Origin of the sequence: Parabacteroides distasonis ATCC 8503 (assembly GCF_000012845.1) — a bacterium.
Lineage (GTDB): Bacteria > Bacteroidota > Bacteroidia > Bacteroidales > Tannerellaceae > Parabacteroides > Parabacteroides distasonis.
The window spans coordinates 372,849-389,797 of sequence record NC_009615.1 but is presented as its reverse complement, the minus strand read 5'-3'; the positions used below and the strand labels follow the sequence as shown (position 1 = coordinate 389,797).

13 protein-coding genes and 2 pseudogenes are annotated in these 16,949 nt (G+C 47.2%); 11 read left to right on the top strand and 4 right to left on the bottom strand.

Features of this window, described 5'->3' with window-relative positions:
• Positions 1–98 precede the first annotated feature (98 nt).
• Complete coding sequence (locus tag BDI_RS01715) at positions 99–635, top strand: HdeD family acid-resistance protein (RefSeq protein WP_008774007.1); 537 nt, start codon at positions 99–101, stop codon at positions 633–635.
• On the opposite strand, the gene BDI_RS01710 is transcribed toward BDI_RS01715, so the two are convergent.
• The gene (locus tag BDI_RS01710) at positions 630–1,535 is read right to left on the bottom strand and encodes a helix-turn-helix domain-containing protein (protein ID WP_005861981.1); all 906 of its coding nucleotides are present in this window, start codon (positions 1,533–1,535) and stop codon (positions 630–632) included. The genes BDI_RS01715 and BDI_RS01710 overlap by 6 nt on opposite strands.
• 311 nt (positions 1,536–1,846) lie before the next feature.
• Between BDI_RS01710 and BDI_RS01705 the strand changes: the two genes are divergently transcribed.
• From BDI_RS01705 to BDI_RS01665, 9 genes and pseudogenes are all read left to right on the top strand, one after another.
• The gene (locus BDI_RS01705) at positions 1,847–2,449 is read left to right on the top strand and encodes a TetR/AcrR family transcriptional regulator (protein ID WP_005866074.1); all 603 of its coding nucleotides are present in this window, start codon (positions 1,847–1,849) and stop codon (positions 2,447–2,449) included.
• A 42-nt stretch (positions 2,450–2,491) separates the two neighbouring features.
• Complete coding sequence (locus BDI_RS01700) at positions 2,492–3,883, top strand: TolC family protein (protein ID WP_008780850.1); 1,392 nt, start codon at positions 2,492–2,494, stop codon at positions 3,881–3,883.
• Between the two features lie 46 nt (positions 3,884–3,929).
• Positions 3,930–4,955, top strand: coding sequence for an efflux RND transporter periplasmic adaptor subunit (locus BDI_RS01695; RefSeq protein WP_011965976.1), 1,026 nt, complete (start codon positions 3,930–3,932; stop codon positions 4,953–4,955).
• A gap of 6 nt (positions 4,956–4,961) precedes the next feature.
• A pseudogene (locus BDI_RS01690) lies at positions 4,962–6,788 on the top strand (efflux RND transporter permease subunit); the annotation flags it as partial.
• A pseudogene (locus BDI_RS01685) lies at positions 6,785–7,432 on the top strand (NADH:flavin oxidoreductase); the annotation flags it as partial. The pseudogenes BDI_RS01690 and BDI_RS01685, both read left to right, overlap by 4 nt.
• Positions 7,432–8,223 (top strand): SDR family NAD(P)-dependent oxidoreductase, encoded by a 792-nt coding sequence (locus BDI_RS01680; RefSeq protein ID WP_005861964.1) that lies wholly within the window; start codon positions 7,432–7,434, stop codon positions 8,221–8,223. The pseudogene BDI_RS01685 and the gene BDI_RS01680, both read left to right, overlap by 1 nt.
• A 136-nt stretch (positions 8,224–8,359) precedes the next feature.
• Positions 8,360–8,944, top strand: a complete 585-nt coding sequence (locus tag BDI_RS01675) for a 50S ribosomal protein L25/general stress protein Ctc (RefSeq protein WP_005861962.1) — start codon at positions 8,360–8,362, stop codon at positions 8,942–8,944.
• A gap of 85 nt (positions 8,945–9,029) precedes the next feature.
• Positions 9,030–9,593, top strand: coding sequence for an aminoacyl-tRNA hydrolase (gene pth, locus BDI_RS01670; RefSeq protein WP_005861960.1), 564 nt, complete (start codon positions 9,030–9,032; stop codon positions 9,591–9,593).
• 21 nt (positions 9,594–9,614) lie between these two features.
• Positions 9,615–10,046: an RNA-binding S4 domain-containing protein gene (locus tag BDI_RS01665; protein ID WP_005861957.1), complete on the top strand. Its 432-nt coding sequence runs from the start codon at positions 9,615–9,617 to the stop codon at positions 10,044–10,046.
• Between the two features lie 175 nt (positions 10,047–10,221).
• Here the strand turns inward: BDI_RS01665 and BDI_RS01660 are convergent, their stop codons facing one another.
• The 3 genes from BDI_RS01660 to BDI_RS01650 form a co-directional block, all read right to left on the bottom strand.
• Positions 10,222–10,692 carry a toxin-antitoxin system YwqK family antitoxin gene (locus BDI_RS01660; RefSeq protein ID WP_005861956.1) on the bottom strand — a complete coding sequence of 157 codons (471 nt, stop codon included), beginning with the start codon at positions 10,690–10,692 and terminating at the stop codon, positions 10,222–10,224.
• A 102-nt stretch (positions 10,693–10,794) separates the two neighbouring features.
• A complete protein-coding gene (locus BDI_RS01655) occupies positions 10,795–12,438 on the bottom strand; it encodes an Ig-like domain-containing protein (protein ID WP_011965973.1) in 1,644 nt (547 codons plus the stop codon).
• 44 nt (positions 12,439–12,482) lie between these two features.
• Positions 12,483–15,281 carry a TonB-dependent receptor gene (locus BDI_RS01650; RefSeq protein WP_005861952.1) on the bottom strand — a complete coding sequence of 933 codons (2,799 nt, stop codon included), beginning with the start codon at positions 15,279–15,281 and terminating at the stop codon, positions 12,483–12,485.
• A 196-nt stretch (positions 15,282–15,477) separates the two neighbouring features.
• On the opposite strand from BDI_RS01650, the gene BDI_RS01645 reads away from it, so the two are divergent.
• Positions 15,478–16,749 carry a DUF3843 family protein gene (locus BDI_RS01645; RefSeq protein ID WP_005861949.1) on the top strand — a complete coding sequence of 424 codons (1,272 nt, stop codon included), beginning with the start codon at positions 15,478–15,480 and terminating at the stop codon, positions 16,747–16,749.
• Positions 16,750–16,949: the final 200 nt, after the last annotated feature.

Sequence of the window (16,949 nt, the reverse complement as noted above, 5' to 3'; positions counted from 1 at the left end):
GTTTTTCCTGATACTGCTTTATGGCGCACAAAGGTAAAAAAAGTCGGAAAGAATATATACCTTTGTCATATTATAAGTGAAATCTAAAATAAAAACATATGAGATCTATTAATGGCGCGGTTTTACGTAGCGCATTCGCGATGGTATTAGGGTTTGTTTTGGTATTATGGCCGGAAGCAGCCATAACCTATCTGGTTATCACGATCGGTATACTATTCATTTTACCGGGATTATTCGCTATCCTCAGCTATTTCACCCGACCGAAGAACGAGAACGGGGAGAAACCGATGTTTCCTATCGAGGCAGCGGGAAGCGTACTGTTCGGAGCGTGGTTGGTGATCATGCCCGAGTTCTTCGTGAATATATTAATGTACTTACTCGGAGCCTTATTGGTAATTGCCGGTGTACAGCAATTGGTTTCATTGATATCCGCAAGGAAATGGAGCAATGTACCGTTGGGGTTCTACCTGATGCCGGCTTTGATCTTGATAACCGGAGTAATGATTCTTGCCTACCCGTTCGGGGCGGCGGCAAATACATTCGTAATCTTCGGTGTAGCCAGCATTTTCTACGGGGCTTGTGAGTTGATCAACTGGTATAAGTTCCGCAAGCGTATAGAAAATACCGGATTATGATTTCCGGTATTCCATGGGTGATATACCCATATGCTTCTTGAAAAACTTACCGAAAGTGGATTGATCGGAGAAGTGGAGTATATCCGCTACTTGCTGAACCGTGGCTTGCGGGGCCTTCAACAGCATCTTGGCCTCGACGATCAAGGCGTCGTCAATCCATTTATTCGCTGATTTACCCGTTAGCTCTTTCAAGATAAGCGAAAGATACTGTGGGGTAATAAATAATTTCTCGGCATAGAAAGTAACGACGTGCTGCTCCTTGCAATGCTCGAAAAGCAATTGCAGGAACTGCTCGAAAAGCTCCTCCTTCCGGGAGAGTGTAGGTGCCGTCATCAGCTCCTTCTTACCCATAAAGATATTAGCCAACTCGATAAAGAAACCGACTAAGGCGTTTTGGAGAGCCTCCTTCTGGAAAAAATGGGTACGCAGCTTCATCTTTTCCCGTAAGATGGAGAATTGGCCGGATATATGCTCAGTCTCCTCGGCACTCATCGCAGCACATGGATTCTTACGGATCTGCATATAATGCACCATAGAGTTCTTTTTCCCTGCCGGGGTAGTATATCCATCCAGAAAAGATCTGGACACGATCAACAAACGCCCTCTCAAATCTTTGCTCACTTTCGATACCTGTATGATATGTGTCGGCATCAAGGTTATAAACGTATTCTTCTCTATCTTATATGGAATATAGTCTACCGAGATATCGGCAGTACCTTCCTGTACCAAGATCATCAACAAAGCATTTAAACGCATCGGGGTGGAATGCTCCAGCCTTTTTTCCTCGTAATTAATCAAATCTCCGTTCAGATCCGCTATCGATAAATCATCTTGAAAGTTGTCGCTGGACTCAATTCCCTTGATTAACTCAGTGACTTCAATTAAAGGTAAATTTTTCATATCTATCTGTAGATTTTTATTATCACCTCGGACAAAGATAGAAATAAAAAGCCAAAGACCACCCACTATTTCGTTTTTAACCAATTTTCATCCAAAATTGAACGAATAACAAGAATTTTTGACAATATCCTGTTTCATTCCATACCAATACCGTAACAGTATAAACCTTTCTGGTTTTCTAAATATATCAGACCTTTGCGAATAGATTCGACGGGAATATCCGGTCATTGGTCGATTCCAACGGACGAGTCAGCGCTTTTTACTTGTATACGGGGATTGCCCCGGCTACTTTTGACGTAACAAAAACGAATATGATAAAAGAACAGATTATTAATACGGCGTTCGATCTTTTTTCTCAATATGGCATCAAGAGTGTGAGTATGGATGATGTAGCGAAAGCGGCTGGCATCTCCAAGCGTACACTTTACGAGTCGTTCGAGGACAAGGAAACCTTGCTGATCGAGGGGATCGATCACAATTCCGAATCGCTCGGACAATATCTGACGGGACTGGAAAAAGAACCTTTCAATGCCTTGGAAGTAATCCTGCTTTTCTATGAGGAGATGATGAAAAACCCGAGATGGTTCAACGAGAAGTTTTACGAGGACTTGAAGAAATATCCGAAAGCCCAACAAAAAATAGAGATGAATAAAGCGAGAATGGGTAAGAGGTGTATGGACTTGTTCACACGGGGCGTTAAAGAGGGCGTGTTCCAAGAGGGGATCAACTTCGAGATCATGGCCTTACTGGTGAAAGAGCAGACGAAGATGTTGCGGCCTTCCAATGTCTTCTGCAAGCATTCCATCACCGAGGTATACAACACAATCCTCCTCACATTCCTGAAAGGGATCAGTACCGAGAAGGGAAGAGCGATCCTAGACCGATTCGATCTCAAACAATCCTATGATTTATAGCGAACACTTAATGAGTTTAATCACAGACAAAATCTATCCTAAATGAAACGATTATTGATGAGTAGAAAAATGATGTTGGTCACATTTATGGTATTACCTTTTCTGGCGGCGAGACCGGTTCTGGCTCAAGACACCCTAAAACTGGATCTTGGGAAAGCGCTAGAGATCGCCCTTAGCGAGAACCCGACCGTAAAAGTTGCCGATAAAGAAATACAGAAGAAAAAGTACGCACGTAAAGGCTCGTACGCTTCTCTATTTCCGCAGATCAGTTTTGCGGGGGACTACAACCGTACCTTGAAGAAACAGGTGATGTATATGGATTTCGACATGGGTGACATGGGAGGCGGTAGCTTGCCCGAAGGCACGGACATGTCGAGTATGGACGAGGGTTTCGAGGTAGGACGTAGCAACAACTGGAGCTTGGGCTTCAACGCTTCCATGCCACTGGTGAACGCCTCCTTATGGAAAAGCTTGAGTATCTCGGCCTTAGACGTGGAATTGGCGGTGGAGCAAGCTCGCTCTTCTAAAATAGCGATGGTGAACCAAGTGAAAAAGAGCTTTTACGCCGTCCTTCTGGCAAGCGACTCTTACCGGGTATTCAAGCAAAGTTACGACAATGCCATGGAGAATTATCTGGATATCAAACGGAAGTATGAACAGGGAACCGTAGCTGAATACGACTTGATACGTGCCGATGTGACGGTAAAGAATACAGAGCCTAATCTGTTGCAGGCAGAGAACTCCCTTACCTTGGCTAAATGGCAGTTAAAAGCGTTATTGGGCATGGATCTGGATTTAAATATCGATTGCGACGGACAACTGACGGATTTCAAGTCCAGCCTCTTCGCCGACTATCTATCCACGGATACAACCTTATCCGAGAATACGGACTTGAAACAATTAGACCTTCAGGCGGAACAGCTGAAAAAGACGCTGGTCATGCAGAAATTCGATTATCTGCCGACCTTGTCGCTGACCGGTCTATATCAATGGAGCGCCATGAACAATGACTTCAAGTTCAAGAATTACAGATGGAACCCCTATTCGATGATCGGTATCACGTTATCGGTTCCTATCTTCTCCGGAGGTAGTAAATTTTATAAGGTAAAGCAGACGAAAGTCTCCATCGACCAATTAAACCTGCAACGGGACGATACCAAGCGCAATTTGCAGTTGGCCGTTAAACAGTACATAGATAATATGAATACCTGTATCAAGAAGTTCGACGCCGCCCAAAAGGGAGTCGAGCAAGCGGAACGGGGATATATGATCTCGCAAAAACGGTACGACACCGGAGCCGGTACATGGCTGGAGATGAACGATGCCGAACTTGCCTTGACGCAGGCCCGGTTGAACTTCAACCAATCTATCTACGACTATATGGTAGCGAAGGCGGATCTGGAGAAAGTATTGGGTAACGAACAGATGAATTGAAAATTAAAAATTGAAAGTTTAATAGATAATAATTAGGAACAATTATATGAAGACAAGTCAAATGCTGAAAGTAATACCGATAGCTACATTGGCCCTGCTGATGTCTTGCTCGGGTAATAAGAGTGAGGAAGCCACGGAAACACAGAATGAGAAAGTAAAGGTGAAAGTGGAGACGGTCTCTGTTCAAGACGTGGAGCAACTCAGTGAATTTACCGCTACGGTGGAAGCGAATATCAAAAATAATATCGCTCCCCAAACCCCATTCCGTATCGAGAAAATCTTCGCCGAGGTAGGCGACCATGTAAAAGCCGGGCAGTTATTAGCCAAGATGGACGCTACCAGCCTAAAGCAAGCGAAGATACAATTGGACAACCAAGAGATCGAGTTCAAACGTATCGACGAGTTGTATAAGGTAGGTGGTGCTTCCAAATCCGCTTGGGATGCCCAAAAGACTTCCTTGGAAGTGGCTCGAGAGACGTATAAAAACTTGGTGGAGAACACCCAATTGCTAAGCCCGATCAGCGGAATCGTAACCGCCCGCAACTACGATAGCGGCGATATGTACAGCGGCGGAAACCCAATCTACACAGTGGAGGAAATCCGTCCGGTCAAATTAATGGTGAATGTCTCCGAGAGTCTTTTTACGAAAGTGAAGAAAGGCCATGAGGTAGATATCCGGCTGGATGTGTACGGAGACGAGGTTTTCAAGGGTAAAGTCAACTTGGTTTATCCGACGATCGATCCCGCTACCCGCACGTTCCCCGTGGAGATCAAGATCGCCAACTCGGATGAGCGAGTGCGACCGGGTATGTTCGCCCGGGTGACGATGAGTTTCGGCCATATGGATCACGTGGTGGCCCCGGATCGCTCTATCGTAAAACAATCAGGTGCCGGCGACCGGTATATCTATGTATGCAAAGACGGTAAGGTCTCCTACCAGAAGGTGAAGCTAGGACGCCGTATGGGTGATAAATATGAGATCATATCCGGAGTGGAGGATGGCGACCAAGTGGTTATCACCGGGCAAAGCCGCCTGACGAACGGTATGGAAGTTGAAATCGAAAACGAATAACAGACTATGAGTTTATATGGAACAGCGGTAAGAAAGCCCGTATCGACCGCCCTTGTATTTGTGGCGATCGTGATCTTCGGACTTTTTTCCTTAAGCAGGTTATCAGTGGACTTGCTTCCGGAGATAGAGACGAACACCATCATGGTGATGACGGCCTATCCCGGCGCCAGTGCTTCGGATATCGAGATGAATGTTTCGAAGCCCTTGGAAAACGTGTTGAATAGCGTAAGCGACTTGAAGCATATCACGTCGCAATCCCGTGAGAATATATCGATCGTAACGTTGGAATTTAATTATGGCATCGATATCGATGTCGCCACAAACGATGTCCGCGACAAACTGGACATGGTAGAGTCTTCCCTACCCGATGACGTAGAGAATCCGATCATCTTCAAGTTCGGTACGGACGATATCCCCATCTTGATCCTTTCCGTGACCGCGGAGGAGAGCACGAACGCTCTTTACAAGATCTTGGACGATAAGGTATCCAACCCATTGGCCCGTATCAGTGGCGTGGGTGCCGTGTCTATCTCCGGTACGCCGATCCGTGAGTTGCAAGTGTATTGCGACCCGTACAAGTTGGAGGCTTACGGCCAGACCATCGAAGGTATCTCTACCATCATCGCGCAAGAGAACCGGAATACACCGGGAGGTAGCGTAGATATCGGTTCTAATACCTACTCCTTGCGTGTTCAAGGAGAATTCACGGACGCTAAGCAGATGCTAGACCTAGTGATCGGTAGCCAGAACGGAAAGAACGTATATCTGCGTGACGTGGCCCGTGTAGAGGACAGTATCGAGGAACGTGCGCAAGAAACGTTCAACAACGGCACGAAAGGTGGTATGATCGTCATACAGAAACAGTCCGGAGCGAACTCGGTGAACATCGCCAAGAAGGTACACCAGGAACTTCCGGAGATACAGGCTAGCTTACCCTCAGACGTGAAGCTGGACGTAATCATGGATACTTCCACGAATATCTTGAATACGATCGATAGCTTGAAAGAGACGATCATGATTACCTTTATCATCGTTATGTTGGTGGTATTCGTGTTCTTGGGACGCTGGAGGGCTACGTTTATCATTATCTTAACCATCCCGATCTCCTTGATCGCTTCTTTCGCTTATTTGCTGGCCTCGGGCAATACGTTAAACATTATCTCATTGAGCTCACTTTCTATCGCTATCGGTATGGTGGTGGACGACGCTATCGTGGTATTGGAGAACGTAACGACCCATATCGAGCGGGGTAGCCAGCCGAAACAGGCCGCTGTACACGCCACGAACGAGGTGGCTATCTCGGTTATCGCCTCCACCCTTACGATGTTAGCGGTGTTCTTGCCGTTGACGATGGTTACGGGTATGGCGGGTATCTTATTTAAGCAGTTGGGATGGATCGTTAGTATCATCATGATCGTTTCTACGGTAGGCGCCTTGACATTGACCCCGATGCTTTGCTCACAGTTATTACGCCAGCAACCGGAGAAGGGTAAATTGTACCGGATGTTCTTCACGCCTATCGAAAAGGGATTGAACGCCTTGGATCGCAGTTACGGACGCTTCTTGAACTGGGCCGTACGCCACCGGAAAACGGTGATCGTAGGCGCTACGCTGATCTTCATCGGCAGTATGATGCTGATCCCGGTTATCAAGACGGAATTTTTCCCGACACAAGATAACGCACGCATCGGCATAACGATTGAGTTGCCGATCGGTACACGGCAGGATATTACCCGTGAGTTAGCTCTCGACATCGACAAGAAGTTCCGTGAGAAATATCCGGAGATCCTAATCAGTAACTTCACGGAAGGTACGGCGGATACGGATAGAACCGTATGCGCTTCATGAGAATGTGTATGGAAGAGGTGATGAAAGCAGCAGGTTCCGACATGGCCGTAACCGTAAAGACCAATATGCGGGACGGGTTCAAGGGAGGACTTGAAATAGACGAATGCCTAGAAGTAGCCCGTACACTCCAAGACCAATGCGGAGCGCATGCCTTAGTACTAAGCGGCGGATTCGTGAGCCGTGCCCCCATGTATGTAATGCGGGGAGAAATGCCGATCCGTACGATGGCGTATTATATGCCTAGGGGCTATCTACCGATTGGAATCCGCATGGTGGGTAAATATATGATTCCCTCGGAACCGTTTAAGGAGGCTTACTTCCTTGAAGATGCGTTGAAATTCCGCAAAGCCTTACATTTACCTCTTATTTACGTAGGAGGATTGGTCTCCAGAGACAAGATCGAGGAGGTACTGAACGACGGGTTCGAGTTTGTGGCCATGGCACGTGCCTTGGTGAACGAACCGGGCTTCGTCAACCGTATGAAAGAAGACGAGCACGCCCGTTGCGATTGTGGGCATAGTAACTATTGTATCGCCCGTATGTATAGCGAGGATATGGTCTGTCATAAGAACGTGAAAGGTCTTCCGGAATGTATCGTACGTGAAATCAAAAGGCTTGAATATAAATAATGGAAAAGAAATGGGCTTTAGTCACGGGGGCCAGTTCCGGAATAGGTCTCGCCTATGCCGAGGAACTAGCCTCACGAGGCTATCAGTTAGTGATCGTCAGCAATGAGGAACAGGCGATCCGGGAGAAAGGTGAGTTTCTCTCCGAGAAATATGGTATAGAAGTTTTGCCGCTTTATCGTGATTTGGCGATCCCCGGGGCGGCCAAGGAGCTATATGATACTTGCCAAGAGAAAAACATCCCAATAGAGGTATTGGTCAATAACGCCGGTATGTTTTTTTTCTGCGAGACCTTACAAGCTAAGGCCAACATCGTCGAGAAAATGCTTTACCTCCACGTGACCACTCCTACCCAGCTTTGTTATTATTTCGGGCAAGAGATGAAGAAACGGCGTCATGGATATATCCTCAATATGTCATCCCTATCTTGTTGGCTACCTTATCCGGGAATTACGCTATACGCATCCACCAAGCGATACTTGAAAAGCTTCTCCCGAGGCTTGCGTTCAGAGTTACTGGATTATGGAGTAAGCGTAACCGTACTTTGTCCCGGCGCCGTCGCCACGAATTTATATAACCTAAGCGACAACTTAAAGACCTTAGCGATCCGCCTAGGTATCATGATGCGTCCGGAAAAACTGGCTAAAAAAGGGATTAATGCCTTGTTTCACCACCGGGCTTCCCTATTACCGGGTCTCTTCAACAAAATATGCACACCCCTCGTAATGCTCCTCCCCCACGGCCTTGTCCGTTGGATCATGCGAACCACGAAATTAGTGAAGCTAGATCGATAATCCGACAAATAACATGCGAAATATTTGTCACATCAAACAAAAATCGTATCTTTGCACCGCTTTTTAGCCCCGTACCGTGTGATGGGAAATTAGGAAGCAAAATAACTAATTTTGAGTAACACAAAAATTAAAGAAAATGAAGACATTTGAGTTAGAAGGAAAAGGAAGAGAGATCGTCGCTCGTTCCGCTGATCAGAAAAGAGCCTTGAAGGCAATGCGTAAGAACAATGAAATTCCCGCTGTATTATACGGTGGCGAAAAAGTAACTCACTTCACGGTTACAAAAGAAGCCGTTCGTAAGTTGGTTTACACTCCGGAGATTTTCGTTGTTGAGTTAAGCATTGACGGTAACAAGACGATGGCAATCGTTAAGGACATGCAGTTCCAACCTGTAACTGACGAAATCCTTCACATGGACTTCTTGGAAGTATCTAAGGACAAAGCCGTAGTAATGGAAGTTCCGGTTGTTTTGGAAGGTCACGCAGAAGGTGTTAAAGCCGGTGGTAAGTTGTCTCTTCAAATGAGAAAACTGAAAGTGAAAGCTATATACGATCAAATCCCTGAAAAGTTGACGATTAATGTGGATCACCTTGGCTTAGGTAAGACTATGCAGGTAGGTGCTTTGCACTTCGAAGGTCTTGAATTGATGAACGCTAAAAACGCTGTTGTTTGCGCCGTTCAATTGACTCGTGCCGCTCGTGGTGCTCAGGCTAAAGGATAATCTGAGGTAAAAACATTATTACAATACATGAAGGGGAGGATATTCATAGAATGTTCTTCCCCTTTCTTTTATAGATTCGAGGATAATGAAATATTTGATAACAGGACTTGGTAATATCGGTTCCGAATATTGGGGAACCCGCCATAATATAGGTTTCCGGGTTGTCAACCATCTGGTAGAGAGCGTAGGAGGCAATTTCACTGAGGAGCGATACGGGGCAATCGCACGCATACGGGTGAAAAACTGTGACTTGATCGTGCTAAAGCCGAATACCTTTATGAACCTCAGCGGCAACGCCGTTCGGTACTGGTTGCAAAAAGAGAACATTCCCGTGGAAAATCTATTGATTGTCGTAGATGATCTGGCATTGCCATTCGGAACCTTACGTCTGAAACCAAAGGGTAGCGACGCCGGGCATAACGGGTTGAAGAATATCGCCCAGTTATTGAATACGCAGGAATATTCCCGCCTTCGTTTCGGCATAGGCAGCGATTTTCCACGGGGCGGACAGATCGATTACGTGCTAGGGAAATTTCCCCCGGAGGAATTGCAATTGATGCCAGAGATATTGGATCGTGCGACAGAGATCATCAAGAGCTTCTGCCTCGCCGGCATCCAGATTACGATGAATCAATTTAATAATAAATAAAAAGAGACTGAGAATACAGATATGAACGAGGTACGTATCGATAAATGGATGTGGGCGACCCGTATCTTTAAGACCCGCACGATAGCCGCGGAAGCTTGCAAGAAAGGGCGTATCATGATAGGTGGAGTAACGATCAAACCTTCCCGCATGATCAAGGTTGGCGATGTGATCCAAGTGCGTAAACCGCCGATCACCTTCTCTTTTAAGGTAATCGGATTGATCGAGAATCGTGTGGGCGCGAAGCTCGTCCCGAATTACTTGGAGAACGTGACAACCCCGGATCAGTATGAGATTCTGGAGATGAACCGTATCTCCGGTTTCGTGAACCGTGCGAAAGGTCTCGGACGTCCTACCAAGAAAGACCGTCGTGAACTGGAGCAATTCACTGAGCCGGAATTCATGGATGACGGATTCGATTTCGAGTTCGACTTTGGAGAAGAGGATGAGGAGTAAGCATGCTGATTTCCAGTCAATTACATTTACCAATATTTTCATCAAGAAGTAAAAGTATTTTCACCTAGAGGTAAAACTGTTTACATACTGATGTAACGACATTTACCTCTAGAGGAAAAAACATTTACCATTAGAGGTAAATGTCGTTACAACGGTATGTAAACGGCAATTATTCCTATTGATTCTCCTCGGAAAGCAGATTCCCCTCCTCATCCCAGCTACGCCAGACACCAGATTTCTTCCCTGCCGTATAGAACATCTCATACAACAAATTTCCCTTATCGCTCCAGATACGCCAAGGGCCGTCCTTTTGCCCTTCCTTATAAGAAGCCAGGCCGATCAGCTGGCCGTTATCGCTATACGTGCGCCATTCACCATGGAAGATCCCGTGATAGTAGGAACGCACCTCGGCGATCTTGCCATCCGGATAATAGATCACATAGGTTCCCTCGGGACGGCCATCCTTCAGGTACAGCTCCATCTTGAGCATGCCATCCTCATAGAATTCCGTATAGCGGCCCGTATACGGGGTGGTTTGTGTCTCATCGGTATAATACTGTCCCTCGCTCAATACCAAGTCTTGCGCCAGCACGGTCCAAGAGGCTCCCGCCAAAAAAGCGGAAAGTAACAATAGCTTTTTATTCATGATACATTCTTATCTAAATTATACATAAAAAGACACCGAGGGATCTTTCCGGATACCTCAGTGCCTTTAACAAATTCACAACCTATTCAATGCCAAGCTTGATTAATATTCGGTATTTTGAGGATCCCAATTAGTCCAACCGGCAGTCCAGTCATTCTTTCCGTCGAAAGCACCTTTGTAAGTTACTTTTTCGAAGAAGCTGTTGTTCAATACCTCATCGACAAATTCAGCGCCTTGCACAGCTGAAGCTACGACAGAAGAGTAATCACCATCTTTAGAGATAATCTCGTTGGTCGTTGCCAGAGTCGTGTTGCTACCGGCAAGATTGAAGAAGTTCTCACTTACCTTATCATCCTCATAGAAGTTCTTCCACATACCAGCAAAGATCACATTCTTGATGGCGATGCCATCGTTTGCCGTACCTTTCTTATCAGTAGCACGAAGTCCGTAAGGCCAGCCGGTGAATACGGAGTTGTAAACATTCAAGCTGGTATTACGACGCAGGTGCATGGCTGCCTGGAATTTACCACCCTTGGCACCGTTAGCAGCGTCGGCTGTCTTGGCTTCCACCTCAGCCTGTGTCTTATCGGATACCTTGCCATAGAAAGGACCTATCAAGGTTACGTTGGAGAAGACCGGCTTGGTAAGCGGAGTGTTGGAAGAACCGTCACCGTCGTTATCAGATTCAAAACCGTTAGAGTCTGAAGTATCAGCGATATTCTTATCACGTACGCTCAACAAGAATTGCAGTTTACCCGTATAACCGAAGTCTGTATCGAAATCATCATCCCAGCCTTTGTAAGCGATCAAGTGTTTGGCATTTACCGTTCCACCGAACCATTCGTAAGAATCATCGTTCGAAAATGAAACCTGAACGAACTCCACTTCCGTGCCGCTACCAACGCCGCCGAAGGTTAAGCCATTGATTTCCTTGTCTGGCTCCAAAGGATAACCGGCGAACTCGATACGAACGTATTTCAATTTACCGGAACTTTCCGCATTAAACTCATCGGAGGTCGTATTTCCATATAATGTACCAGGTCCTCCTTCGATAGTTGGTTGATTGGTACGATTCACACGAGCGTTACCACAAATAATCAGACCGCCCCAGTCACCTGCCAAACGTTTACCCGGCTCTTTATCGGACGTAAAGACGATCGGTTTGTCAACAGTACCTTCGGCGATGATCTTAGCGCCCGGCTCGATAATCAAGGAAGCGGCTTTCTCGCCCGGACTAACGGACACACCTTTGATAACAGAACCAGCCTCAATAGTCAATGTAGCGCCTGATTTCACGTATACGAAGCCTTTCATGAAGTTCTTGTCGGCAGCGTTGATCGTTAGATCAGCCGTGATATTTCCTTCCAATATCACCTCTTTGGAAGACGGAGCATCATTAGAGACAGTCACGGTACAAGTAGCCGTTTTACCGCCATCCTTCGTAGTTACAGTAATTGTAGCGGAACCTTCGGCCACGGCTGTTACCTTACCGGCATCAACAGTCGCTACCTTTTCATCGGAAGTACTCCATGTAACCGTTTTATCCGTAGCGTCACTTGGAGTAATAGTCGCGGACAAGGTAGTGGATTCGCCCACCTTGATAGTAGCGGTAGTAGGACTGACTGCCACAGCCGATACGGCTACGGAGCCATCAGGTTTATCATCGTCATCACTACACGATACAGTCCCAAACATAACGGCCATCGTTAACACAGAGGCCAAACCTTTTAAGAGAAATCTGTTCATAATAAAAACATTTTGTTTGTAATATATATATATTCAATTAAACATCAAAACCTAAGGGAAACACCGATATTGATATCCACTCCCGGGCGATAGCTGCGGATCAGTTGCTCACGCTCGCTCTTGCCGCCTTTGTCGTCTGTCAGTTTCACGAACTGCTTGTACTCGACCTTGGAGTTCAATATATCCTGGATTCCCGCCTTGATCTCGACAATCTTGCCAATCTTCTTCGAGAAAGTAAGATCCAACGAGTTGCGGGGCATCTCATATATATCAGGGATATCCTCGTCCTGGTTCTGCATCGGGACACCGACCGACTCAATACGCTTCCCGATCCGGTTATAGAGCAGGGAGGCGGAAATCCCCTTGTCATCGTACTGGTAGAAAAAACCGGCATTAACCAAGTAGGGGGATTGCCCTGCCAAAGGGCGATCCCGCTCCGGTGCCCCTTCCTCGAAACGGACACGGCTATAGATATATGCGGCGTTGCACACAAAGCTCAAGCCTCGCAGCCCTATAAAGTCGAGGTTCTTTTTAACGTCCAACTCTACGCCGAAGGTCTCGGCGTTCTTCGCGTTATGATAGGTATATTGCAGGCCGGAACCAGCCTCGTTGTACGTCTCCTCGATAGGATCCTTGAAGTGCTTGTAGAAACCGCCGATCGTGATCATCTCGCCCGCGGCGGGATAGAACTCATAACGAAGATCGATATTGTCAGCGTAAGCGTTCTTCAACTCCGTATTACCCACGATGTTTGCGTCTCGCTCGAAGTTGAAGTACACGTAAGGCACTACCTCTCGGAACTCCGGACGGTTGACCGAGCGACCGTAAGCGGCGCGGACCAAATGTTTTTGTGAGAGGTTGTAGGCAACATTAACTGAAGGGAAGAAATCCGTCGTCTTATTATCCAAGTGTACCGGAGTAGTACCGTCCGAGCTATATCCGTCCATCTTCAATTGGTAGTATTCCATGCGAACACCGATATTAGCGTTCAGCACCTCCCCATAGTTCAATTTAGCGGAGACATAGGCGGCTCCCAACATGTTCTCGGAAGTATAAGAGTCACTGTTCGTAGTTGTCTCACGCATCCATATCTTATCCGCCGAGATATTTTCGTCGGCGAACAACTCCGTATAATCCCAGTCCGCATACCGGTCGTAGCCGCTACCCAACAGGTTGTAGCCAAAGCGACGGGCAGCGAAGGTACGGCTCTTATATTCACCGTAGACACCTCCATTGAGAACAGGAGCGAACCTATCGGATACGGTGAATTTATGTTCGTAGTTGGCGGCTAGCGAGGCGCTGTGATCCTTCAATTCTTGGTAATAACGCATCGGGTCAGAGACATAGTAGTTCGGCTGTTCCGTACGGTTCTCGTCAAGGATGGAGTTCACGATCTTACGATCCGGCTCACGGTAGGAGGCGAAGGCATAGCCCACCGTCCAATCCACCTTGTTGACATTTTCTCGCAAGGTATGCACACCGCTGATCTGCCCAGAGTAAGTGGTACGCCCGGTATAGAGGGATTCCCATTTACGGATATCCTTGTCGGAATAATAGTTCATTCCTTCCCTTTGTGTCAGAGCGGAAACGCCACGCTGGCTGAAAAAGTTGCGAAGCTCATATTTACTGCCATCCCGTTGGAATGACCAGTTAAAGAGGGCCCCTAGCTTGGAGGTATTTTTATAGCGGATATCGTTGTACTCAAAGCGGGGACGAGATACGTCGTTCTTCACGTCGTAGGCGATGTAGTTGTTATTCACCGTCTCCGAGTAATCGAACTCGGTACTCCAGTTCAAGTTCGTGATATTTCCGATCTTCCAGCCGCCCACATCATAAGAGCGGTGCGAGGTAAGGGAAATCTTCTGGTCGGGGATGGCGGTGAACTTGTTGATCCCCCAACGTTGGTTGATTTGGCGGGTAAAGGCTGCCGCCTCATCCGTGGAGTGTTCTCCTAAATGGGCGGGGAAAGAGGAAGGCAGGTTTCTCACGTCCGCTCCGAATCCAAGGTAGTCCTTCGCCGTGCCGTCCGTCAGCTGGAAGTTACGGAAGGTGGCGTTCGTGTTAAAGCCCATTTGGTAGGATACGTTGAAGGTGTTCCCGTCCGGGATATTCTTGGTCATCACCCGCACGAAACCGCCGGAGAAATCCGCCGGAAGCTCGGCCGAGGGACTCTTGTAGATCATCATGTTATCGATCAAGGAAGAAGGAAGCACATCGAACGAGAAGGCACGGCTGTCCGTCTCGCTGGAAGGGGTCGTGGCATTGTTCAGCCATACATTATTATAACGTTGCGCCAGACCCCGGACCACGATGAAACGGTCGTCCACGATGGTGATTCCCGGGATACGGCGTAGTACCTCGGCGGCATCGCTATCCTGTGTTTTACTGATTTGCTGGGCGGAGATACCATTCACGACCGGAAGGCTCTTGCGTACGGTATTTAATACGGCCATCTCGGTTCCCAATTTCCGTTGGGCCACTACGACCACATTCTGTAATTGGAGGTTAGCATCGGAAAGCTCGATATTCAACACCGCCTCTTGGCATGCGACTACCGGAACATCCTTTACCGTTTGCGTTTGGTACGACACGTAAGAGGCGGCTACCGTATAAGTACCTGGTTTCACGTTCTCGATACGGAAATTACCGTCTATATCCGTGATAGCGCCAACCGTAGTCCCCTCGATCACAACCGAGGCGCCGATCAACGGTTCTTTTATCTTTGCGTCCGTAACCGTCCCGCAAATAACCCCTGTTTGTGCCCATAGAGAGAATGACAGGAAAACTCCCACCCAGAAAAGCCCTAACCTTTTCAATCTTTTGCCCCTTAAACTCTTTCCCATTATCTTACTACTTATTATTTCATCTTTGATTTCGACGCAAAAGTACGGGGGCGGTATTTCAAAGATGTTTAGATCCAATAACAATGAAGACAACAAATGTTACATTTTTAAGACCGCAACTTTTCCTTATCGTTTGACATAGCTAACGTATTTTTACTACATTTGCACTCCTGAATGCATAAAGACATTTAATAACATGAAGAACATTAAAATTTTCCCGAAAGACTGGTTGCAGTTGCATCCCTATAAACAAAGCACTCCCGTGGATTCCTATTATACCGGAATAGCGAACCGTATCTACGATATCATGGAGAAGACCGAGTTGGTAAACTCCTTCGAGGGCGAGGAAACAAAGCAGATCTGTATCCGCATGGCCGCCTACTTCGAAGACGTGATCTCCGGCATGGGGCTTTGGCGTGCCTTCATCCTTACCCATAAGGAGCTATACGGCAAATACCTCCCCTTCTACACTCCGGACGATCATTATTACGACGATGAGGTGAACCTTGAGGACGTGCGTTTCCTCCTTTGGCATTATACCCAGCAGTATCACGGCTATCGTAAAGGCACTTTTGTCAGTCCGGACAACCCTGCCAACGAATCCACCGGCATGCTTATCTACGACCTGTTCTGCAAAGAGTGGACCACGGCGCCGGAGAATACCCGCATGGCCAAGCTTTTCGCCCTTGATACCCGCTACGAGCGGCAAGAGGATTACGATCGTCTATTGCAATGGTTCCATTACGAATCCTATATCCTGCCTGAGTCGGCCCGGGAACTGAGCGACTTCGCCCACGACCGCTGGAAGGAGCAGCCCGACCTCAACCAAGAGCAGCTTAACAACCTGCTCGTCAACAGCCACGGCATGATGGCCTACACCAGCAAGACCTCCTTGCTAGGTCTGACCTCCCCGCAATGGCTGGCAAAGATATTGCCCGCCGAGCATCCCGACCATGCGGTATTTCAGAACACCGCCGACGAGTCTGTAGCCACCCTGCCCGACGATATGCTGGAGGAAAACCGCCAACAATACGAGACTTTCCGCAAAGCCGCAGGTGACAAACTGCTTCTCTATTTCGACAAGACCGAAGATGCACAAACATTTATCACGGAGACTTCCGGCCTTATCCCCGCCGAGAACTTCCATCTTCCCGAAGACTGGCAAGGCAAGAAACTGGCGATCTACGCCACGCCCGAGGAAGGCGCCCAAGTCATCACCCGAGACGTGGAGCTGATCAAGGATGAGAACAATCCCTTCTACGACGCCAACCGTGCCGCCAAGCAAGCGCTCTCTTTCTTCATCGTGAAACATTGCAGCGTTTACTTCCTGCCTGAGCTGGTAAAGCGAGGCATGCTGGCCGACGCGCAAACGAAAAGCCTTATCAGCCCAGAACGTGGCAAGGCGATCATACAAGAGAATTGGAAGTTCCTAGCCCGCTATTTCATCCGGGAATATCCCAATAGATAAAACAGATAGAAAGCACTGTCGCAAAACGTGACGGTGCTTCTTTTTTAGCTCATCTTTCATTTAGTAAGTCCACAAACCAAATACCTTTCAAATAAAAAGAATAAACCTAGTAAATTATTACAAATAGAAACATCAGACAAGATATTCTTATCTTTTTCCCGCTCTTTCGCCCCGGCAAGCAATCACATTATGTCATTAAT

Excerpts from the sequence above, each read along its gene's own strand:
- pth (WP_005861960.1), top strand. The coding sequence starts at position 9,030 with ATGAAATATTTGATAACAGGACTTGGTAATATCGGTTCCGAATATTGG.
- BDI_RS01680 (WP_005861964.1), top strand. The coding sequence starts at position 7,432 with ATGGAAAAGAAATGGGCTTTAGTCACGGGGGCCAGTTCCGGAATAGGT.
- BDI_RS01705 (WP_005866074.1), top strand. The coding sequence starts at position 1,847 with ATGATAAAAGAACAGATTATTAATACGGCGTTCGATCTTTTTTCTCAA.
- BDI_RS01655 (WP_011965973.1), bottom strand. The coding sequence starts at position 12,438 with ATGAACAGATTTCTCTTAAAAGGTTTGGCCTCTGTGTTAACGATGGCC.
- BDI_RS01695 (WP_011965976.1), top strand. The coding sequence starts at position 3,930 with ATGAAGACAAGTCAAATGCTGAAAGTAATACCGATAGCTACATTGGCC.
- BDI_RS01700 (WP_008780850.1), top strand. The coding sequence starts at position 2,492 with ATGAAACGATTATTGATGAGTAGAAAAATGATGTTGGTCACATTTATG.
- BDI_RS01650 (WP_005861952.1), bottom strand. The coding sequence starts at position 15,281 with ATGGGAAAGAGTTTAAGGGGCAAAAGATTGAAAAGGTTAGGGCTTTTC.
- BDI_RS01645 (WP_005861949.1), top strand. The coding sequence starts at position 15,478 with ATGAAGAACATTAAAATTTTCCCGAAAGACTGGTTGCAGTTGCATCCC.
- BDI_RS01660 (WP_005861956.1), bottom strand. The coding sequence starts at position 10,692 with ATGAATAAAAAGCTATTGTTACTTTCCGCTTTTTTGGCGGGAGCCTCT.
- BDI_RS01675 (WP_005861962.1), top strand. The coding sequence starts at position 8,360 with ATGAAGACATTTGAGTTAGAAGGAAAAGGAAGAGAGATCGTCGCTCGT.
- BDI_RS01715 (WP_008774007.1), top strand. The coding sequence starts at position 99 with ATGAGATCTATTAATGGCGCGGTTTTACGTAGCGCATTCGCGATGGTA.
- BDI_RS01710 (WP_005861981.1), bottom strand. The coding sequence starts at position 1,535 with ATGAAAAATTTACCTTTAATTGAAGTCACTGAGTTAATCAAGGGAATT.
- BDI_RS01665 (WP_005861957.1), top strand. The coding sequence starts at position 9,615 with ATGAACGAGGTACGTATCGATAAATGGATGTGGGCGACCCGTATCTTT.